This is a genomic window from Pedobacter cryoconitis (genome assembly GCF_003259615.1).
GTDB lineage: Bacteria > Bacteroidota > Bacteroidia > Sphingobacteriales > Sphingobacteriaceae > Pedobacter > Pedobacter cryoconitis.
The window spans coordinates 56,890-77,446 of record NZ_QLLR01000028.1 but is presented as its reverse complement, the minus strand read 5'-3'; the positions used below and the strand labels follow the sequence as shown (position 1 = coordinate 77,446).

Genomic DNA, 20,557 nt, shown 5'->3' with positions numbered 1-20,557 from the left:
ATAAGAACCTTCATTTATTTTAAAAAGGATCAAAAACACCATATAAAGAATGTTTATCTACAAAGAGAAGAAAACAATCAGTCGAAATCGAAACAAAACGAAACAATCATTGAAATATATAAGTCAGTAAACTGAAAAAACTTCCGGTTTTTGCTTATTTTTGGTTAACGCAACCTACAAATAACCAAACCGGAATGAAGAGTATTACCGAAAGACATCAGCTAATTTTAAAAAAACTTCAGGAAACAGGTTTTGTCAATGTACAGGAACTCAGTACACAAATGCGGGTTTCTGATGTTACCATCCGGAAGGACCTGAAGTTACTGGAAGATAAGAAACTACTTTTCCGCACGCATGGCGGAGGCTCCAAAACCAACCCTTACACGAATGATAAACCGGTTGCGGAAAAAGAGCAGATCCACGCAGATAAGAAAAGGCAGATCGCTAAAGCTGCTGCAGATATGATTGGTCACAATGACTCTATCATCATCGCCTCTGGAACTTCTATGTTAGCCCTGGCCAGGGCTATACATCCGGAGAAACACCTCACCGTAGTCACCTCAGCACTCAATGTTGCCCTGGAACTCTCCCATCATTTACATGTGGAAGTTTTACAGCTTGGCGGTCAGTTAAGACAAAATTCATCTTCAGTCATGGGCCCTTATGCGGAACAGATTTTAGAGGATGTGTCTTGCAGCATGTTATTTTTGGGCGTAGACGGAATTGATATTGAAACCGGGTTAACCACAACCAGCCTGATGGAAGCACGTTTGAACCAAAAGATGATCAATGCCGCGCAGATTACGGTCGTACTCGCAGACAGCTCAAAAATGGGCAAAAGAGGGCTGGGAAAGATCTGTTCTCTCGATCAGATTCAACATGTGATTACCGACGATGGCATATCACCTGCCCTTGTTAAACTCATGGAGAATAAAGGGATCAGCGTAACCATTGTCAGGGATTAAATTCAGGATTCCAGTTCAACTTTACAACGTTCTCTGCTTAAGGCATCCATAAAGCTATGGTGTTCATACGTTGTTTGCTTCAGCATAGCTTCATCTTTTTTATACGTATTCTTCAGTTCTTTTCTGTTCATCGCCTGAAAGAAACGCCTGACATCTTCCCTGCTTTTTAAAAGCAGTGCAGGAACCTGTTTTGGCTTATTATCCTCTCCAATGGCCACCATGGTAAAATAACTGGTGTTGGTATGTTTGATCACGTGTGTTTTAAGGTTTTCTGAAACGACCCGGATGCCGATAATCATAGAACTGTTTCCTACATAGTTGACCGAAGCCATCAGAGAAACAATCTCCCCTACTTCTACCGGGGCAAGAAAATCGACCACATCAATAGAAGCCGTAATACAGTATCCGTCGGCGTGTTTTGCAGCACAAACGTAGGCTACTTTATCCATTAAGCCCAGGATAATCCCACCGTGTATTTTACCTCCAAAATTCGAGTAAGAAGGGATCATGAGTTCTGTTAAAGTAACCTGGGAACTTGCAACGGGTTTATATGCTGACATGTTATTTTTTTGATTGCAATTTAGCTTTTTTTGTATACTTGTACATGACAAGCACCGAAAACCGCTTTAAATCCGTTCCTTTCCTGATTAACATGCTCATTCCGCTAACCTTTGGTGCCATAGGAGGATACATCACACAAAAGACAATCAAATCATGGTATCCTTTACTGGAAAAGCCATCTTTTAACCCGCCCAACTGGCTATTTCCCCCGGTATGGTCTTTATTATTTATTCTTATGGGTATTTCTGCTTATTTGGTATGGAATAAAAGAGCTCAGATAACCCATCTGCCAAGAACGGTCGCATTCTACTTTATCCAGCTTATTTTGAACCTGTGCTGGTCTTATTTATTCTTTTACCATCAGCTGATTGGCGCTGCCCTGATTGAGATCATCTTCCTGCTTGCCGCGATTGTAGTGAATGGCATAGCTTTCTATAAAATCGACAAAACTGCAGGGTTACTTTATATTCCCTACTTTTTATGGGTGAGTTTTGCAACGCTGCTTACTTATAATATTTACGTGTTAAACTAGCGCTTCTAAAAGAAAACCTGTATTTTAGGAAAGTGATCTGTTTAAAGAAAATCTTTCTCGGTTTACTCTGTTTTTGCACATTGCAGGTTTATGCGCAAAAGGTTGGACTAGTGCTCAGTGGAGGGGGTGCTAAAGGTTTGGCACATATCGGAACGCTGAAAGCACTCGAAGAAAATAACATTCCGATTGACTATATCACCGGAACTTCAATGGGCGGGATTGTAGGCGCGCTTTATGCAGCAGGCTATTCTCCGGAACAAATTGAAAAGATAGCCCTCACGACTGACTTTCAGGATTGGGTAAGCGGCAGGTTTAAAAGTGATTATAGTTTCTTCTTTCAGAAAGGCAGTATCAATGCCTCTTTGATTACCGCTAAACTTTCTGTTGACACCGCCTTACGGGTAAACTTCCGGTCGAACCTGGTGAATGACATCCCTTTAAACTTCGCATTAATGGAGTTGCTGTCACAAGCATCAGCCATAGCCAAAGATAATTTCAACAATCTCTTTGTGCCTTACCGCTGTATGGTTTCTGATATATTTTCACAAACCAGTATCACCGTAAAAAGCGGTAGTCTGGCCGAAGCAGTACGGGCAACGATGACCGTCCCAATGATCTACAGGCCAATTAAACTGGACAATAAATATGTTTTTGATGGTGGGTTATATAATAATTTCCCTGCCGATGTGATGCAAAAAGAATTCAAGCCCGACTATATTATCGGGGCGAATGTATCCTCTAAAAACTTCAAAGAATACCCAAAAACCGGGGACGAACGCCTGATCAACAGGCTGATGCTCTTCATGTTTTTATCTAAATCAGATTCCACCTTAGTTGGTAAAAACGGGATTTACATTCAGCCTGACCTGCAGGATTTTAGTTCCAGTAATTTCAGCCCTGTTGCCGAACTGATTAAACAAGGCTATGATGCAACCATCGCTGATATGCCCAGAATATTAAAATCAGTACAGCACAGAGTCAGCAAAGAAGAACTCGCGCTTAAAAGAAGCATTTTCAACAATAAAAAGCCGCAGCTGGTATTTAGTGATGTCAAAGTAACTGGTGTGAACAGCCAGCAGAAACGGTATATCGAGCGCCTGTTTAAAAGCGATAAACCGACTTTCAATCTGGCGGACATCAAACAAGGTTATTATAAACTGGTAGCAGATGAAACTTTCGAAACTATTTATCCGACAATCACCTATAACCCTGAATCTGACAGTTATATTTTCGGTATCGTAGCTAAACCTAAAAGAAGTTTTAAGCTGGACTTTGGTGGTAATATTTCCAGCAGGCCGATCAGTAATGTGTTCCTTGGCCTGCAGTATAATTACCTCGACCGCAAAGCTTATACTTTCGGCACAAATTTTTATTCAGGTCGTTTTTATGAATCTATTCAACTCAATGGCCGTATTGATTATCCGTCAAAGCTGCCCTTCTTTTTAAGCGGGGAAATGACTTACAATCACTTTAACTTCTACAATACCAGCCAGATTTTTATTGAAAACCCACATCCAACCTACATTGAGCAGTCGGACAGAAAGATTGAACTTAAAGCAGGAATTCCGCTCAACCGCAATACCAGGATCACGCTCAGTACCTCATTCATCAATAACAATGATCACTATAGCCCTACCAATTCCTTTAATATTGGTGACATTTTAGATAAAACTATTTTCAACGGATTGAGAACGACAGTAGCTTTTGAACAAAACACTTTTAACCGTAAGCAATATGCTACACGCGGCAGAAATTTCCTGCTCAGCCTCAATTATTTCAATGGAATGGAAACCTACACTCCCGGTAATATCTCCAGAAATAGTGGTGTTTCAACAGATATAGAAGAAAACAGGAAAAACAGAGCTTGGTTCAATGTCAAATTGAGTGATGAAAATTATTTCTTTCACAAAGGTAAATACACGCTTGGCTATCTTGTGGAAGGCGTAATATCGAACCAGCCATTGTTCTCAAATTATTATTCTACGCTGCTGGTAGCGCCCGCATTTTACCCTTTACAGGATAGCAGATCTCTGTTCCTGGAGAAATTCAGAGCAAGTACTTACCTGGCCGGAGGTTTAAAAAACATTTACAAGGTCCGCAAAAACCTGGATCTCAGAGTAGAAGCTTTTCTATTTCTGCCTTACCAGGAAATCGCTCAGAATGGGTTTCAGGACGTAAAAAACAGCCCGACATTCAATCATATTCATTATGCCGGAACCGCAGGCCTGGTTTACCATACGCCAGTCGGCCCGGTCAGCCTGAGCTATAATTTATATGATGATCCGATAAAAAGAAACGGCGTTTTACTACATTTGGGGTATCTCATTTATAATAAACGCTCCATAGAGTAAAACCATAAGGTGCCTGCTCCTGGATAAACCCATATCAAGAAAAATGAAAACAATATATTACTGTTTAGTATTCCTGCTGATCTCCAGCGCTGGCTATGCCCAAAAGTCAGACATCGACAATTTCATCGTTAAAGAAAGCCTGCTCAAAAACAGCAAACTCGCTATTATCGCTGCTGACTCACTGGATCGTCCGCTGGAAAAAATCAATGGCCTGTACACCTTCACGGTGAGCGGTTTCACGCAAACCTTAAAATTCAATGATGGTGTAGCTATCCTGCCTTTACAAATTGACAAATCAGCTTTTGTGTATGTAAAACATCAGAATGATAAAGGCACACACAGTAAATTGCTTTATATCTATAAAAAAGAAGGAAGCCTGAACCCATTCACCATCAATAGTATCTGGATGATTCTTTTCCCTGTGTTACTGGTTTTCATTGCCTTTGCTTTCAGGAAACTCATCATTTACGCAGTGGTTATCTTACTGATATTTATATACTTTAACCACAGTAACGGCCTGGATCTTTCTACCTTTTTTGAAACTGCATTTGATACTTTAAAAAAGGCTTTTTAAGCGAATTTAAACATAAAAAAAGGGGTATATCCAAAAGATATACCCCTTTTTTTATGCGCTGCCTAGAACGGCAACCCTATCCCAAAGTTGTATTGGAAGAACCGGTAGCTGTCAGGGCTGTTAGCCAATTTATAAGCATCCTGAAACTCTTTTCTTCCGCTAAATAGTTTCTCAATCACCCACTGGTTTTTAGGCTCAAACTGAGGATCTCTCAGCTTCAAACCCACATCAAACCTGAATACAAAATATTGTAAATCATACCTGAATCCCACACCTGTACCTACACCAATCTGATTGCCCAGGTTTTTAAAATTAAAATAAGTCTCAGGATTTGGGTTGCCCGGAGATATATTCCAAACATTACCCGCATCCAGGAATACAGCACCTTTAAGCTTCGCCCCAAAAAAGTTATCAATTAATTTATAGCGGTATTCCAGGTTGGCTTCAATGTGCATCTGGCCCAATTGATCTATACCGTAAGAAATTCTCCGTTGCTGCTCTGTAGGCAGGCTGACTCCGCGGTTATAATTTCCCGGCCCTAAAGTTCTGGCCTGCCATGCCCTGACCCCACTGGCACCACCAGCAAAGAATAATTTCTCAAAAGGGACAGCTACAGAATTACCATAAGCAACCCCGACACCTCCATTGATCCTTGCAATAAACTGCCTGTCCAGCCCTAAATTCTTGTACCACCTTATATCCACTTCCGGCCGCACATACTGATTAAAAGGCAAGCCCAGAATCTTCGCATAATCTCCCTGGGAAGGATCATGCTTGGTATCAATAATCCTGGAGATCCCGTCCAGCATATTACCGGCAATATCTATATTCCCACGGAAATAAATAAAGCTTTTATTCAGCAATAGTTTATTCGCATTCAGGGAATACGCATATTTCATCCCAATGGTCAGATCTTTTCTTGTCAGCAGGTTGATATTGTAAATATTGTTCAGAAAAGTAGTTCTTCCGTCTATCGTGGTTGTATCAATTAATAATCCTCCAAACCTGTATTCAAAATTGAGCGGCGTAAATGAATGCAGTTTCGACTTCGTTTCTACCCATTCATAAGTGATGGAATTCAACAATGCCCGGCGTACAAAGAAATCTTTTTGCAGCGAGTAAATATAACTTGTAGAAAACGTAGTGGTCGGCATTCCATTTTTACCCATTAACGGAATACTAAACGGGACCATTAATCTCGGCACTGCCAGGTTAGCACTGACAGAGAAATCACGCTGATAAATATCACTGAATAGTGAACCTCCCTGCCCGATTCTGGACTGAAGGCCGCCTTTTACCTGAAATTCAAAACGCTCTGCTCCCCTGAAAATATTATTGTTCGTATAAGTATTACTCAAAGTAAACCCTACTGTACCTGCATTAAAAGGAACCTCCCCCTCTACCCGGTTACTCATCCGCTTCTGCGGCGTTAACTGGATCAGCGGATTCAGGATGTTTGCACTGTCTTTAGATTTAACATATTCGATCTTCACGTTTTTAAAAACATTCAGCTCATATAAACGGTCGTAGGTTAAAGTCTCTTTATTGACATCATAAACTTCCCCTTGTTTTAGGAAATCGTACCTGACAATTGGATTTCTCCTGAAACGTTTCGACAGATCAGTATAACGGATACCTCTGAAAATCCGGGGATTTAAAGTAATTGAATCAGTGAATCCTTCGGTTGAGGGTGCAACCAATATATTGGTTTCCCCAATCATATATTGCGTATGACTTCCCTTATTTGCAGGAGTATCGATAAAGAGCGCCACATTCGCCCGGCTCTTGTTCATCGTAGAATCAACCTCAAATCTCACATAAGGCCTGGAGAAGTCATAATACCCATGTTCTTTCATCATTGTATAAATCTGCTCCCGTTCTACAGACAGAGAGTCATCATCATACTGAACGCCTTCATGCAAATGACTATTAAACGATTTATCCTCTTTATACAGCTTTCTGACGGCCGTATCAGGGATAGTAGTCGTTACTTTCCCTATAAAAAAGGCTGGCCCCGGAGTGGCGATAAAATCAACCTGTGCCCGCTGATTTTTCACTTTGATCACAGATTTGACTTTTGCCATAAAATATCCCTTGCTCATCAGGTACTTTTCGATCTGACCTCTGGAAATCTCTACCAAAGTACTGTCCAGTACAGGTGCCTTTTTTCCTACGGACTTTGTCTTGAACAAAGTGTAAAAAATATTGTACAGCCCGACGTTGATCCCAAGGCGGGATGCCGGGCGAATATCTTTCTGAATATAATTCTGTGCTTCTTCATTATATCTGGAAGGAATACTATCTATTTCAATTACTTTTACTATCGATTGATTGCTCTCAATAAATTTTGTAGAGGAACAGGCAGCAGCAAAAAGAATAATAAATAGTAATATTGCGGGAAACTGGAATTTCTTTTTACAAATAGAATATGCTTTCAAAGTCTCAGATAAGTTTTATAAAATCGTTACATCAAAAAAAGTACCGCAAAGCGCATGGGCTATTTATTATTGAAGGAATAAAATCAATAGTAGAATTCATTCCTTCAGCTTACCAGATCCATAGCATCTATTTTCTGGCCCAATATCAGTCTTTACTACCTAAATTACCTTCAAATATAAAGTTATTTGAAGTAAACAGTGCCGAATTAGAGAAGATTAGTACTTTACAGGCCCCACAAGGTATTCTGGCACTGGTTCATATCCCTGAAACTACGGCATTCGATAAAAGCACACTGCAAAACAATTTCTCTCTTGTCCTGGATGGTATACAAGATCCGGGGAACCTGGGTACCATTATCAGAACAGCCGACTGGTTTGGGTTTAAAAATGTAATTTGTTCTTTGCATACCGTAGAAGTTTATAATCCGAAAACTGTACAGGCAACCATGGGTTCTTTGTGCAGGGTAAATGTGAGCTATCAGGATCTGCCGTTGTTTTTAAAAGACATTAAACTTCCTATGTTTGGCGCAATGCTCGATGGAAATAGTCTTTATGAAACAAAATGGGGAACTGAAGGTTTGATCATTTTAGGCAATGAAGGACAGGGAGTGAGCGATGAAGTGAATATTTTAATTAATAATCCGGTAACGATTCCAAGAGTCGGAGGGGCTGAGTCATTGAACGTTGCGGTGTCGGCAGCAATCTTTTGTGCAGATATTAGTAGAAATTTGCAGAAATAAATTGCAGGTTAAGTATTAATTGCTATTTTTGCAACCTGAATTCAAAACAGGTCGAGTGGCCGAGTGGCTAGGCAGAGGTCTGCAAAACCTCGTACAGCGGTTCGAATCCGCTCTCGACCTCAGATTTATATTAAATAAAAAAACTAAAGGTTAAGACCATGGCAGTTACAAGACTAAAAAGAAAAGACAGAAAGAATAAAACAACTTCACGTTTAGAAGTTAAAACTTTGAAACTAGCTACAAACATTGAATTAGGTAGTCGTTCACAACAACCTAAAAAAGATCAGTTAGCTAAAAACAATCTTTTATTAGATCAACTTTCTGCAGCTTTAAGAGCATAAGTTCTAAAGTTAAAAGCATAAAAAAAACCTTTCTGAAATCAGAAAGGTTTTTTTTATGCCCGGTATTTTCAAAGCAGCTTTATTCTTTTAAAAGCATTGGTTATTCAACCAATGCCTTACAGATTCTTTTCACAATACCCGGGCCTTCATAAATGAAACCTGTATACAATTGTACCAGTGAAGCACCCGCTTCAATTTTATCTTTAGCATCCTGCGGAGAATGAATCCCTCCTACTCCTATAATAGGAAATGCTTTATTTGATTTCTGGGATAAATACCTGATCACTTCTGTTGAACGTGCCGTTAAAGGTTTACCGCTTAGCCCGCCTGCTTCATTCGCTATTTCTGCTGCTGTAGTTAAGCCTGAACGGTCAATAGTAGTATTGGTCGCAATGACACCAGCAATACCAGCCTCCATCACGATCTCTACAATATCATCCAGTTGCTCATTGGTCAGATCAGGTGCAATCTTTAATAAGATCGGCCTGGATATTCCATCTTTATGATTACGTTCCTGTAAAGTTTTAAGCAATAAAGTAAGCGGCCCTTTTTCCTGCAAAGCTCTTAAGCCCGGTGTATTTGGAGAACTCACGTTGACTACAAAATAATCTACCACATCGAATAAGCGGTCGAAACATTTTACATAGTCAGAAACAGCATCTTCATTCGGCGTGTTTTTATTTTTACCGATATTCCCGCCAATCACAATACTCTTATCTTTCAGCTTCAATACCCTTAAACGTTCTGCCAGGGTATCTACTCCTTTATTATTGAAGCCCATCCTGTTGATGATCGCCTCATCTTCAGTCAATCTGAACATCCTGGGCTGATCATTTCCCGGCTGAGGCAAAGGTGTTACCGTTCCTACTTCGATAAATCCGAAGCCAAGATCACTCAATGCTTCTACATATTCTCCGTTTTTATCAAAACCTGCGGCAAGGCCTACGGGATTTCTGAATTTGATACCAAAAACTTCACGTTCCAGTCCTTTGATATGGATATCAAAACTGCTTCTGATGATAGTTTTACCTAAAGGGAAGTGTTCATGAAACCATTTGAGTCGCTGGACTACGAAATAATGAACTTTCTCCGGGTCAAATTTGAAAAATAAAGGCTTGATTAAACGATACATGAGTGCGAAGATAGGAACGTTTTTATAGGATTACAATTGCTGTATTCATCTTTTGGGACAAAAATCGCATGAACTTGTAATAAAAACGTAGAAATCCACTGCTATATGCACTGTGTTCAAACAATATGCGCCTAAAAATTGTATTTTTGCACCCAACATGATTTCGATAAACGACTTAACATTCCTTATAGGTTCCCGGGCTTTATACGACGAGGCGAACTGGCACATCAAACCGGGAGAAAGAATTGGCCTTATTGGTGCCAATGGAACGGGAAAATCTACACTCTTAAAAATAATTGTAGGAGAATACGCACCCTCATCCGGGTCAATTTCAATGTCTAAAGATTTAAAAATAGGCTATTTGAACCAGGATTTACTTTCGTATGAATCTCACCATACCATTTTACATGTTGCGATGGAGGCCTTTGAACGCCAGAACCAGATACATGATGAGATTGAAGAACTTTTAAAAAAGATAGAAACTGATTATTCTGAAGATGTATTAAACAAACTGAGCGATAAGCAGCAGGAGTTTGAGGCATTGGATGGGTATAACATTGAATATAAAGCAAACGAGATCCTTGCAGGTTTAGGATTCAGTACGGCCGATCAGCATCGTCCGCTGAATACTTTCTCCGGTGGATGGAGAATGCGCGTAATGCTTGCGAAGATCCTTTTACAGACTCCCGACATTCTATTACTGGATGAGCCAACCAACCACATGGATTTACCTTCCATCAAATGGTTAGAGACTTATTTAGCAGGATTTGAAGGTGCGATTGTAATTGTATCTCACGATAGGTACTTCCTGGATAAAATTGTAAACCGTACAGTGGAATCCCGCAAAGGAAAGTTAACGACCTATGCTGGTAACTATACCTACTATCTGGAAGAGAAATCTTTACGCGGAGAGATCCAAAAAGGAGAATTCAAGAATCAGCAGGCTAAAATAAAACAGGAAGAAAAACTGATTGAACGTTTCAGAGCTAAAGCGAGTAAAGCTAAAATGGCGCAGTCCCGTATGAAAGCACTGGATAAAATGGAGCGTGTAGACGATGTGGATGATGACAACCCAACCGTAAACTTCAGCTTTAAATTTACCAAGCCTTCTGGCCGTCACGTAATCCGCATTGAGAACGCAACCAAGAGATACCCTAACATTGACATCCTGGAAAATGCAGAAGCTGTCATTGAAAAAGGAGATAAAATTGCTTTAATTGGTGCCAACGGTAAGGGTAAGTCTACCTTATTGAGAATGGTTGCTGGTGTGGAAGCTTTCGAAGGATCCTGTGAAACAGGACATAATGTAACGACTACTTTCTTTGCACAGCATCAGCTGGAGTCTTTACACCTGGGTAATACGATACTGGAAGAGTTACAGGCTTTCGCCCCTAAACATACAGATACTGAACTTCGTTCTATTCTGGGTTGTTTCCTTTTCACAGGGGACGATGTGTTTAAGAAAATTAAAGTCCTTTCCGGAGGAGAAAAATCAAGGGTTGCACTGGCGAAGTCATTAACAACAGATTCCAACTTCCTGATCCTGGATGAGCCAACGAATCACCTGGACATCCAATCGGTAAATATCCTGATCCAGGCTTTGAAACAGTTCGAAGGAACATTCATTGCAGTATCCCACGATAGGTACTTCTTAGACAACGTAGCCAACAAAATCTGGTTTATCGAAGAAGAGCAAATCAAACAATACCCTGGAACTTATGCAGAGTATGAAGTTTGGAACAGCAAAAGAGAAATTCCTGTTGCCAAAAGCATCCCTGTAAAACAGGAGAAAGAAGTGAAGCCTAAAGCGGAGCCGAAACCTGTTACAGTAAGCAGCCAGCAGCAATTGAAAAAACTAAATGATCAGTTACAGAAAGTCGAACTGGAAACTGTAGAGTTAGAAAATAAGGTAAAGGCTATTGAAACTGAACTTGCTGATGAAGCAGTTTACGCAGATCAGGCCAAACTTGCTGAAGCCAATAAAAAATATCAGAGTGCAAAACAGTTGTTAGACACTGCTCAGAGTAAATGGGAAAATCTTGCAGCAGAAATCATGGAATTAGAATAATAAAAAATGATCAGAACCGGAATATTGCTCTTTTTATGTTTGTTCAGTCTGCAAACTTTGCAGGCGCAGCAGAAATTTACTTATGATAACCACGTTTATTCTTCGCAAATTAAAACTGTACAGCTTTACAACACACAAAAAGAGCAATCTATCCCGGTGATCGCTTTGGGAACTTCAGAGAAGCTGAGCTTTTCTTTTGATGATCTGAGAGGCGGAAGCAAAAACTACTGGTATACGGTTGAGCATTGTACTTATGACTGGAAGTCTTCTAATTTATCTGTACTGGATTACCTGGACGGAATGAATGAAGATCGCATCATTGACTATGCTTATTCTTCTAAAACACTTCAAAAGTTCACTCATTATTCTCTTACTTTCCCAAATGATCAGATCAAGCCCAAAATTTCGGGCAATTACCTGTTAAAGGTTTATGAAAATGGTGATGTGAACAGACCAGTTTTGTCACAGCGCTTTTATATTACTGACCAGCAGGTTAATATCCAGTATGAGCTTATCCCGAGTAATGATGTCGCTTTAAGGTTCAGTCACCAGAAAGTGAATATTACCATTCTTCATACCAATCCAATCCAGAACCCCTATCAGGATATTAAACTGGTGCTGATGCAGAACGGCAATCCGCTGACGGCAAAGCTGAATACTAAACCTACTTATATTAAACCGGGTTCCCTGATTTACAATGACCTGGACGGAAACAATTTCATGGGCAGTAATGAATTCAGAAAATTTGATTTCCGCAGCGTGCGTTACAAAGGTGAAAATGTACAGGATCTTTTTATGGACAGCACCAATAACGTAGTGTTATTCACAGATCTGAATGGTACTGCTCCGAAATACACCCAGCAGATTGATGAGGACGGCGCATTCTTTATCCGTAATCAGGATAATATAGACAATGATACGGATAGCGATTACGGACACATTCAGTTCAGCTTAAATACGGCTGCTCCGGGTAAGGATGGCGATATTTATGTAGTCGGCAGATTTAATAATTTCACGCTTACCGACGAAAACAAACTGAGTTATGTTGCTGCTAAAAAGAAATATTATGGCAGTCTCTATTTAAAACAGGGATTATACGATTATCAGTATGTATGGAAAGACAATACCACAGGAAATGTAGACAATACTGTTCTGGAAGGCTCTTTCTTTGAAACAGAAAACAATTACCAGGCTTACGTATATTTCCGCAGACCAGGCAGCAGATGGGATGAACTCATCGGATACAGCCTGTTTAATAATCTGCAGAAAAAATAATATACTCGTCTAAATTCCTTTTGTAATCCAGACAGAAACGCTTCCGGCTTCACAAAAGAATTCTGCCCAGCCATTTTCATCGATCGTCACTTCTTCTTTTCTATAGCCCAATACATCGATAAATGTTTTGCCAGCATGTCCCATTCCCATTTCCATCGTTTTAGTACCCTGCTCTCCATTGCTTAAAACTACAGCAATACCTGAATTTTCAAGTTCCGGTACTCCCTCTCTGGTCCAGCCGATACAGTTCGGATGATCCAGGTAATCACGTTGAAAACCATAGGCCAGATCTCTGCGCAGTTTGGTCATTAAAGGAAGGCTTTCGAGTGCAACCAGTTCAACTTCTGCCTCATTCCCTTCATCATCGTGGTCATTATATTTCGCGCCGTATAAATCCGTATAAAAGACACAAGGTATTCCCTGCTCTCTTAACAGGATCAAAGCATAAGCCAACGGGCGGAACCAGAAATCAACATAAGTTTCCAGATCCTGTAAAGGCTGTGAATCATGATTATCTACAAATGTAATGGACAGTTGCGGATGAGATTCTACCAGTGTATTTTCAAATATTTTACTCAGATCATAAGTATCACCTGCATCAGCAGCGGTGTGAAAGTTTAGATGTAACATCGAATCAAACAGCTGCATTCTACCTTCAGTCAGGTCAATATAACTCCTCAATTTCATCACATCATCCACCACCCAGTTTTCAGCAATAATAAAAAACTGTTTATCAAACTTCGCATTCATGTGGTCAAGCCACTCCTTCAGATAATCTGTTGCTATATGTTTGACCGCATCTAAACGGAACCCATCTACCCCTGTGGTTTCATAATACCATTCTCCCCAACGCTTCAACTCTTCACGAACAGCCTTATTCCTGAATTCAATATCATTGAACATCAGGTAATCATAGTTACCCAATTCATCTGAAGGCACATCTTCCCAGCCTTCTCCGTATTCATTTTGTATAGAGAATATTGAGGTTTCCTGCAAATCTTCAGCCCAGTCTATCCCGCTGAAACAGCTTTTATCCCAGATAAATTCCGAATATTTTCCTTTTCTACCCGGGAAAGTGAACTTTGTCCAGGCTTCAATTTCAAAGACATCTGAAGTATATTCTTCTCTGTTATCTTCAGCGACTCTGCGTACAGGTATCTTTTCCAGTTCATCGGCACCTGCTTTATGGTTAAAAACAACATCTGCAAGTACCATAAGCTCCTGTTCTTGCAACGCCTTAACAGCTTGCAGATACTCATCTTTCGTCCCATACTTGGTGGGCACGCTGTTTTTCTGATCAAATTCACCTAAGTCGAACAAATCATAGCAATCATAGCCAACAGAATCTGCACCTTCTGTAGATTTATAGGATGGCGGAAACCAGACTCCGGTAATTCCGATTTCTTTTAGTGCAGGCGCTTGTTCTGTAGCTTTTTGCCATAATTTTTGTTCTTCGTCATAGTACCAGTGAAAGTACTGGATCAGTGTTTGGTTACTCATATATAAACAGCTTATTAATTGGGTGGAAACAATAGGATAACATGAAGTCTCACATTTTGTTTACTTTTGCAGTAATATGAGCACAATAGTAAAAAATCCTAAAAATTCATTCACGATTATGAATGAATTGGTCCTACCCAATGATACCAATACGCTAAACAATTTAATGGGTGGCAGGTTACTGCACTGGATGGATATTGCGGCAGCAATTTCAGCACAAAAACACTGTAACCGGATTGTTGTTACTGCTTCAGTAGACAATGTATCGTTCAAACAGCCTATTAAATTAGGTGATGTGATTACCATTGAGGCGAAAGTAACCCGTGCTTTTCATACTTCTGTAGAAGTACGTATGGATGTATGGGCAGAAAACATTCCTTCAGGAACCCGTGTTAAATCAAATGAGGCTTATTATACTTTCGTAGCAGTTGACCAGAGTGGCCGAACAATTCCTGTTCCTGAATTGTTACCTGAAACGGAAGATGAGATTGAATTATATGCAGGTGCATTAAGAAGAAGACAATTACGTTTGATCTTAGCCGGCAAAATGAAAGCAAATGATGCCATTGAACTAAAGGCTTTATTCTTCAACGAGTAACAGGAAGCCTTTTTTAAACGAATAATATGACCACGTACACTACCTTGATTATTCTGAGCGGACTGGTCATATTTTCTTATCTCTTTGATTTAGTAGCCAGCAAAACAAAATTACCTTCAGTGTTACTGCTCCTTTTACTGGGGATAGGTTTACATGTTTTGGTAGATCAGCTGCACATCCAGACTTTCGATTTCTTAAAGGTATTACCGACGCTGGGTACAGTGGGGCTGATTTTGATTGTTTTTGAGGGCGCACTGGAATTAAAGTATGAGCGGGAAAAGAATAAGCTGATCAGAGGGGCTTTTCTCTCCGCTTTTTTTATTCTGGCTGCAACTGTTTCCGCAATCACGTTTATCATTTATCAGATCACCGGGCAAGACTTTTATCGCTGTTTCACGAATGCCATCCCTTTTAGTGTCATCAGTTCAGCGATTGCAATTCCTTCCGCCGCTGCGCTAACAGGTAAAAGCAAGGAATTCATTATTTATGAGTCTTCATTCTCAGATATTCTGGGCATTATATTATTCAATTTTGCGGTGACCAACCCGCATATTTCTATTTCTTCTTTCACAGGGCTGGGCTTAAGCACCTTATTAATTATCGTATTATCCATCATTTCCTGCATCTTACTGCTGTATCTGATGGGGAAGATCTCTCATCATATCAAGTTCTTCCTGATCATTTCCATCCTGATCCTGGTATATGCAGTAGGCCAGTCTTATCATTTATCGTCATTGGTACTGGTACTTTCCTTCGGATTATTCTTAAACAATGCCGACGCGATTGAGCATTTCTATTTCAGAAGTATGTTTATTTACAAAAACCTCTCAAAGGATCTGGAACAACTGCATCAGTTATCGGCTGAAACGGCCTTTATTATCCGTACTTTTTTCTTTGTGATCTTTGGCTTCACCATGAATATCTATGAGCTGAACAATGGGATTACCCTGATGAACGGCGTATTCATTCTGATGACTATTTACCTGATCAGGATCATCTACTTAAAACTATTCAGGAAAGAGAACAGCGGTACGGAGAGCGTCATTGCTCCCCGCGGACTGATCAGTATTTTATTATATTACAATTTACCTCCGTCATTGAGACTGCCGGAGATTGGTACTTCTTTCTTGTTCCTGGTGGTATTGGGTTCAAGTCTGGTGATGAGCATCGGCCTTTTGGCAAGCAAAAAAATGGTGAAAGCGGAAATCCCTGCTTAGCTGCCCATTTCTAATATCTTGTCAAATTCGGTAGCCTTAAGTTCCATCACAGATAAACGGCCTTGTCTGACCAGGGAAATATCCTTAAGACTTTCTTCAGCTTTAACCTGCTCTAAAGTAACCGGATTTTTCAGCGTTTCTACGGGAACAAGATCTACCACTACCCAATTTGCATCATCGGTAGTCGGGTCCTGATAAAACTCTCTCACTACTTTGGCAATCCCGACCACATGTTTACCTTCATTGCTATGATAAAAAAGGACAAGATCCCCTTCTTTCATCAATTTGAGATTATTGCGCGCCTGATAGTTACGTACACCGTCCCAAAAGGTTCTTCCGTCTTTGTTAAACTGTTCCCAGCTATATTTAAAAGGTTCTGATTTGACTAAGAAATAATTCATTTTGTATCTGCTTTATTAGCGCTGACAGGAAAATACCCCTCCATTCAAATGGCCGGTTTTCCTGCGCTTGTATATTCGTATTCAAAACTAATAAAAGAGAAAGGATATGTGGTTAAATAAATAATACAAAATCAAAAGCAGGCCTGATTGCAGGGGATACTTACTTGTTTAACTTCAGGAAATCAATTCAAACAGGCCCCTGGTTTTTATAGGGAAAATAGCTTTGCTATTTCAGTTTCCAGTGAGGTTCGATACTGATCAATTAATTTCCCTGGATTAGCGGTTAGCTTTCATGGATTAATGGATCATCTTAAATAGCAATTCTTTCAGTAATTCCCCATCAGTTATATTCCCTGTACTGTCAACCCCTTTACTTTTCAAATCATATTCCCGGAGCAGACTGATAATATCAAATGTTTTATTGAGGTTATAATTTCTCGCTGCAGTTTCATAATCTTTTACAAAGTATGGATTTACGCCAAGTTCTTTCGCTGCATCACCTTTGTTCTGCAGATAATGATATTTCAGGATTTTCGAGAAATAGCTGTTCAGATTTGCCATGACCATCACCATCGGGTTGGCTTTTGGATTATCAGCAAAGTAATTAATAATCTGATTACATTTCAGCACATTACGCGAGGCCAGTGCTTTCTGCAATTCAAAAACATTATATTCTTTACTGATGCCGATGTTGCGCTGTACCAGGTCTGTATCAATGATAGTTTCTTTACTGATATTCAGCAATAGTTTTTCCAGCTCATTTGATATTTTAGATAAATCAGCCCCCAGATATTCTGCCATCAGTGCTGAGGCCTGCGGTGCAATTTTTGCGCCCATACCTTTAACGAGTTCTTCAATCCATTGGGCAAGTTTGTAGTCTCTTACCGGGTCTGACTGAAAGACCACACCGCTTTTAGTAATTGATTTGAATATCTTTTTACGTTTATCAAAATTCGCATATTTATAACCCAGCACGAGGATGGTACTATCCAGCGGGTTCTCAAAATAGTTCTGAATAAACCCGGCTTCTTTACTGCTTCCTTCTGTTTCTTTAGACCATTTCAGGTCTTGCGCTTCTTTCACTACTATCAATTGATAGTCTGACATCATCGGATAGCGTTTTGCTGCATTTAAAATCGTGGCCATATCTGTATCTTTACCATATAATACAGTCTGGTTGAAACCTTTCTCCATATCATTCAATATATGATCTTCCATATAATGAATAATCTGGTCGATATAGTAGGGTTCTTCACCATGCAAAAGATAAACAGGCTTGAATTTTTTAGCTTTGAGGTCTTTGATAATATCAGCAGCAGTCATAATTATCCAAATGTAACGGCTAATTACTAATTTTTAAAGGTTATTTTTGCACAAATGGCATTTACACCTACAGCATTGAATTTACCGCAGCATCCTTTCCGGATAACAAAGAAGGAAGAGCAGTACTTTATTTTTGATGAAGTGCGGAAGAAACACCTGGTTTTAACTCCTGAGGAGTGGGTAAGGCAGCATTTTATTCATTATTTGATAACGTATAAAAAATTCCCGAGGTCTTTGATACAAATTGAAGGGGGACTGAATCTGAATCAGCTTCAGAAAAGAACTGATATTGTTATTTTTAATACGAGTGGAGAAAGGATTATGGTCATAGAGTGCAAGGCTCCGTCGATTAAAATTTCTCAGGGGGTGTTTGATCAGGCTGCAAGATATAATTCTGTACATAAGGCTAAATGGCTTGTAGTGACGAATGGGTTGAAGCATTGTTATGCGCAGATTGATCATGTTGCTTCTCAGTTTCTATTTATCGAGGAACTTCCTGATTACTCTTTGTTGTAAGGTGGTTTTATTTATTCTTCAATATTTAATTTATTCTTTAATATAAAAAAAACATGTTCTATGTTTCAAGTCGGCCAAGCCCTGAAGGGTGCTTGAAGGCCTCGAAACATAGAACATGTTTTTTTTATTCCTGATCAAACCCTTTTTACTTTTTAAAACTCCTTCAGCTGGTTTCTCCATCATTATAAGAGCTTATCCTTTCCTGGATAGAACAACTTTACATAGCTTATTCTTTGAGTTAAATGTAAAATTTAATTACAGCTCAAAAAAAATAATTAAGTATTGGTTATTAATTACTCACTGAATCATTTGAATTTAGTGAATATGTAAAATACCGGCTCAGTAAGGGCTTTCAATTACGGCAGAAACAGCTATTACTTCATAGAATAAAGGAATTAAGCCTATTACAACACTCTGACTATCAATGTAGTTAACCTACCTTGTTCAGACATCATTCAAAGGCCTTTCATATCCTCTTCAAATTTCACTCAATTGTTACCGAATAAAAAGTGTAACATTTATAAATTATTTTATAATTAAAATTTAATTATAATAGTATTACTCAATACTTTAACTAACTTGGTAATACTAAACCAGATATAGTTATGGCAATTTTACTAGAAGGCACAGTATTGGCAGGTATCAGAGGAAAAATCGGGAACATTGTAATTTATCCATGGAAGAGTAAAGTATGCGCGCGTTCTAAACCCAAAAAACCTCATAAAAAGGCTGTCAGAAGTGTGAAGCAGCAAGCTCAATCCAATAAATTGAAGGTAGTGAGCTCATTTTTAAATGAGATTACCCCTTTTCTTCAGGTAGGTTTCAAACAAAAAGTTAAAGGTCAGGATATGTCTGCAAACAATGCTGCTAAGTCTGTGAATATGAAGCATGCCATTAAAGGGGAGTTTCCTGAGCAACAGATTAACTGGGATACTATACTGGTTGCAGACGGAGAACTGGTTAAACCGGAAAATGTAGTGGTTAAAGTCGCAAATAACACGTTTAATTTCACCTGGGATGAAGATAAAACAGGTTTGGCTTCTCCAAATGACAGAACTATGATCCTGTTATATAACCAGGAATACCAGCATTTCTTTGCCAATTATAGCGGGGCACGGAGAGACGAATTAAAAGATACTTTATGCCTCGATTCCAGTCCTGTCAGGACCAGGGGCAGGACTTATGAGGTATTTATAGTCTTTAAAGATGTCATGAGTGATGAGGTTTCCAAAAGTGTTTATTGCGGTAGCTTTTTAAACTAAGTACAAATTAAACTGTAAAAATCTTTTAGTAATCTATCTTATATAGCAGTAGTATTAGCATAGCTATGTTTTTACAGCTATCCCTGTTGATTAAGTATTAAGTTAGCTTCTATAATAGATTGGTTCAGCTATAATAACCTATGCGATATAATAAAGATGTGCGACATAAACCCAAATATCCGGACTATGCCAAAATCGCCTGCTAAAGCACCTATAATTTACAAGTCTGGCTTCCCACTGAGTTTATATCTATTCCTATCATTTCCTATTGTATCGTCAGGAATTTTTGTCTTCTATCAACTCAGCATTTTGGCCTTACTAATTAATTTACCCGTAGCCATGCTGTTATTCTATACTTTCTTTTGCAGACACAGTTCTAAAATTGAAATAACAGCCAAAAACGAAATGAGAATAACTTACTTCTTCCCATGGGACAAAAATGTATTAATCAACCTTACCAAATTTAAGTATATAGATTATGCCAGAGGATTCTATAACCCATTTGACGAGCGCACACTTGGCTACTCCTCCTTATTCCGAAAATGCTATGATTTATTAATAGTATCAGACAACATCAATGACTCCCAAATAGAAATCAAAGTCAATACAAAGCTGCTGAACTTCCATAAGTTAATCAGATTCCTGAAAAAAGATAACAAGCTATTTCTAATAAAACTGAAAAACACAAAAGCATTTATCTGGTGATAATTGAAACCTATATGTATTTACACATAGATACCAAGACACATTGAAATCTATATAT

At 39.2% G+C, this 20,557-nt stretch carries 19 protein-coding genes and 1 tRNA gene; 14 read left to right on the top strand and 6 right to left on the bottom strand.

Features of this window, described 5'->3' with window-relative positions:
* Positions 1–194: 194 nt before the first annotated feature.
* Positions 195–965, top strand: a complete 771-nt coding sequence (locus tag LY11_RS21055; RefSeq protein WP_111635605.1) for a DeoR/GlpR family DNA-binding transcription regulator — start codon at positions 195–197, stop codon at positions 963–965.
* A gap of 2 nt (positions 966–967) precedes the next feature.
* On the opposite strand, the gene LY11_RS21050 is transcribed toward LY11_RS21055, so the two are convergent.
* Entirely contained in the window at positions 968–1,525 is a 558-nt protein-coding gene (locus tag LY11_RS21050; RefSeq protein WP_111635604.1) for an acyl-CoA thioesterase, read from the bottom strand.
* A 44-nt stretch (positions 1,526–1,569) separates the two neighbouring features.
* Here LY11_RS21050 and LY11_RS21045 point away from each other — a divergent pair, with 44 nt between their 5' ends.
* The 3 genes from LY11_RS21045 to LY11_RS21035 all read left to right on the top strand — a co-directional run bounded on the left by LY11_RS21045 (position 1,570) and on the right by LY11_RS21035 (position 4,983).
* The gene (locus LY11_RS21045; protein WP_111635603.1) at positions 1,570–2,058 is read left to right on the top strand and encodes a TspO/MBR family protein; all 489 of its coding nucleotides are present in this window, start codon (positions 1,570–1,572) and stop codon (positions 2,056–2,058) included.
* A gap of 110 nt (positions 2,059–2,168) precedes the next feature.
* Entirely contained in the window at positions 2,169–4,409 is a 2,241-nt protein-coding gene (locus tag LY11_RS21040) for a patatin-like phospholipase family protein (protein ID WP_245952850.1), read from the top strand.
* Positions 4,410–4,452: 43 nt separating this feature from the next.
* Complete coding sequence (locus LY11_RS21035) at positions 4,453–4,983, top strand: hypothetical protein (RefSeq protein WP_111635602.1); 531 nt, start codon at positions 4,453–4,455, stop codon at positions 4,981–4,983.
* A gap of 62 nt (positions 4,984–5,045) precedes the next feature.
* Here LY11_RS21035 and tamL read toward each other — a convergent pair whose 3' ends face one another.
* A complete protein-coding gene (gene tamL, locus LY11_RS21030) occupies positions 5,046–7,421 on the bottom strand; it encodes a translocation and assembly module lipoprotein TamL (RefSeq protein ID WP_111635601.1) in 2,376 nt (791 codons plus the stop codon).
* Between tamL and LY11_RS21025 the strand changes: the two genes are divergently transcribed.
* From LY11_RS21025 to LY11_RS21015, 3 genes are all read left to right on the top strand, one after another.
* Entirely contained in the window at positions 7,412–8,161 is a 750-nt protein-coding gene (locus tag LY11_RS21025) for a TrmH family RNA methyltransferase (protein WP_111635600.1), read from the top strand. The genes tamL and LY11_RS21025 overlap by 10 nt on opposite strands.
* Positions 8,162–8,210: 49 nt before the next feature.
* Positions 8,211–8,281, top strand: a tRNA-Cys gene (locus tag LY11_RS21020).
* Between the two features lie 38 nt (positions 8,282–8,319).
* A complete protein-coding gene (locus tag LY11_RS21015; RefSeq protein ID WP_068402833.1) occupies positions 8,320–8,502 on the top strand; it encodes a spore protein in 183 nt (60 codons plus the stop codon).
* A 100-nt stretch (positions 8,503–8,602) separates the two neighbouring features.
* Here LY11_RS21015 and LY11_RS21010 read toward each other — a convergent pair whose 3' ends face one another.
* Entirely contained in the window at positions 8,603–9,634 is a 1,032-nt protein-coding gene (locus LY11_RS21010; protein WP_111635599.1) for a quinone-dependent dihydroorotate dehydrogenase, read from the bottom strand.
* Between the two features lie 157 nt (positions 9,635–9,791).
* Between LY11_RS21010 and LY11_RS21005 the strand changes: the two genes are divergently transcribed.
* Positions 9,792–11,702 (top strand): ABC-F family ATP-binding cassette domain-containing protein, encoded by a 1,911-nt coding sequence (locus LY11_RS21005; RefSeq protein ID WP_111635598.1) that lies wholly within the window; start codon positions 9,792–9,794, stop codon positions 11,700–11,702.
* A gap of 6 nt (positions 11,703–11,708) precedes the next feature.
* Positions 11,709–12,977, top strand: a complete 1,269-nt coding sequence (locus LY11_RS21000; RefSeq protein ID WP_111635597.1) for a type IX secretion system plug protein — start codon at positions 11,709–11,711, stop codon at positions 12,975–12,977.
* Positions 12,978–12,986: 9 nt separating this feature from the next.
* On the opposite strand, the gene amyA is transcribed toward LY11_RS21000, so the two are convergent.
* Entirely contained in the window at positions 12,987–14,477 is a 1,491-nt protein-coding gene (amyA, locus tag LY11_RS20995) for an alpha-amylase (protein WP_111635596.1), read from the bottom strand.
* Positions 14,478–14,553: 76 nt separating this feature from the next.
* Here amyA and LY11_RS20990 point away from each other — a divergent pair, with 76 nt between their 5' ends.
* Both LY11_RS20990 and LY11_RS20985 read left to right on the top strand, forming a co-directional pair.
* Positions 14,554–15,075, top strand: coding sequence for an acyl-CoA thioesterase (locus LY11_RS20990; RefSeq protein WP_111635595.1), 522 nt, complete (start codon positions 14,554–14,556; stop codon positions 15,073–15,075).
* Positions 15,076–15,101: 26 nt separating this feature from the next.
* A complete protein-coding gene (locus tag LY11_RS20985) occupies positions 15,102–16,292 on the top strand; it encodes a cation:proton antiporter (RefSeq protein ID WP_111635594.1) in 1,191 nt (396 codons plus the stop codon).
* Here the strand turns inward: LY11_RS20985 and LY11_RS20980 are convergent.
* Both LY11_RS20980 and holA read right to left on the bottom strand, forming a co-directional pair.
* Positions 16,289–16,693 (bottom strand): EVE domain-containing protein, encoded by a 405-nt coding sequence (locus LY11_RS20980; protein ID WP_068402848.1) that lies wholly within the window; start codon positions 16,691–16,693, stop codon positions 16,289–16,291. The two genes, LY11_RS20985 and LY11_RS20980, sit on opposite strands and share 4 nt — an antisense overlap.
* Positions 16,694–16,990: 297 nt before the next feature.
* Positions 16,991–18,016 carry a DNA polymerase III subunit delta gene (gene holA, locus LY11_RS20975; protein ID WP_111635593.1) on the bottom strand — a complete coding sequence of 342 codons (1,026 nt, stop codon included), beginning with the start codon at positions 18,014–18,016 and terminating at the stop codon, positions 16,991–16,993.
* Between the two features lie 54 nt (positions 18,017–18,070).
* On the opposite strand from holA, the gene LY11_RS20970 reads away from it, so the two are divergent.
* The 3 genes from LY11_RS20970 (at position 18,071) to LY11_RS20955 (ending at position 20,499) form a co-directional block, all read left to right on the top strand.
* Positions 18,071–18,532 carry a type I restriction enzyme HsdR N-terminal domain-containing protein gene (locus LY11_RS20970; RefSeq protein WP_111635592.1) on the top strand — a complete coding sequence of 154 codons (462 nt, stop codon included), beginning with the start codon at positions 18,071–18,073 and terminating at the stop codon, positions 18,530–18,532.
* A 605-nt stretch (positions 18,533–19,137) separates the two neighbouring features.
* Complete coding sequence (locus LY11_RS20960; RefSeq protein WP_111634425.1) at positions 19,138–19,794, top strand: DUF6266 family protein; 657 nt, start codon at positions 19,138–19,140, stop codon at positions 19,792–19,794.
* A gap of 186 nt (positions 19,795–19,980) precedes the next feature.
* The gene (locus LY11_RS20955; protein ID WP_170132741.1) at positions 19,981–20,499 is read left to right on the top strand and encodes a hypothetical protein; all 519 of its coding nucleotides are present in this window, start codon (positions 19,981–19,983) and stop codon (positions 20,497–20,499) included.
* The last annotated feature ends 58 nt before the right edge of the window (positions 20,500–20,557 follow it).

Bases quoted from the DNA above. Each gene is read 5' to 3' on its own strand.
- LY11_RS21055 (WP_111635605.1), top strand. From the start codon at position 195: ATGAAGAGTATTACCGAAAGACATCAGCTAATTTTAAAAAAACTTCAG.
- LY11_RS21050 (WP_111635604.1), bottom strand. From the start codon at position 1,525: ATGTCAGCATATAAACCCGTTGCAAGTTCCCAGGTTACTTTAACAGAA.
- LY11_RS21045 (WP_111635603.1), top strand. From the start codon at position 1,570: ATGACAAGCACCGAAAACCGCTTTAAATCCGTTCCTTTCCTGATTAAC.
- LY11_RS21035 (WP_111635602.1), top strand. From the start codon at position 4,453: ATGAAAACAATATATTACTGTTTAGTATTCCTGCTGATCTCCAGCGCT.
- LY11_RS21025 (WP_111635600.1), top strand. From the start codon at position 7,412: ATGCTTTCAAAGTCTCAGATAAGTTTTATAAAATCGTTACATCAAAAA.
- LY11_RS21015 (WP_068402833.1), top strand. From the start codon at position 8,320: ATGGCAGTTACAAGACTAAAAAGAAAAGACAGAAAGAATAAAACAACT.
- LY11_RS21010 (WP_111635599.1), bottom strand. From the start codon at position 9,634: ATGTATCGTTTAATCAAGCCTTTATTTTTCAAATTTGACCCGGAGAAA.
- LY11_RS21005 (WP_111635598.1), top strand. From the start codon at position 9,792: ATGATTTCGATAAACGACTTAACATTCCTTATAGGTTCCCGGGCTTTA.
- LY11_RS21000 (WP_111635597.1), top strand. From the start codon at position 11,709: ATGATCAGAACCGGAATATTGCTCTTTTTATGTTTGTTCAGTCTGCAA.
- amyA (WP_111635596.1), bottom strand. From the start codon at position 14,477: ATGAGTAACCAAACACTGATCCAGTACTTTCACTGGTACTATGACGAA.
- LY11_RS20990 (WP_111635595.1), top strand. From the start codon at position 14,554: ATGAGCACAATAGTAAAAAATCCTAAAAATTCATTCACGATTATGAAT.
- LY11_RS20985 (WP_111635594.1), top strand. From the start codon at position 15,102: ATGACCACGTACACTACCTTGATTATTCTGAGCGGACTGGTCATATTT.
- LY11_RS20980 (WP_068402848.1), bottom strand. From the start codon at position 16,693: ATGAATTATTTCTTAGTCAAATCAGAACCTTTTAAATATAGCTGGGAA.
- holA (WP_111635593.1), bottom strand. From the start codon at position 18,016: ATGACTGCTGCTGATATTATCAAAGACCTCAAAGCTAAAAAATTCAAG.
- LY11_RS20970 (WP_111635592.1), top strand. From the start codon at position 18,071: ATGGCATTTACACCTACAGCATTGAATTTACCGCAGCATCCTTTCCGG.
- LY11_RS20960 (WP_111634425.1), top strand. From the start codon at position 19,138: ATGGCAATTTTACTAGAAGGCACAGTATTGGCAGGTATCAGAGGAAAA.
- LY11_RS20955 (WP_170132741.1), top strand. From the start codon at position 19,981: ATGCCAAAATCGCCTGCTAAAGCACCTATAATTTACAAGTCTGGCTTC.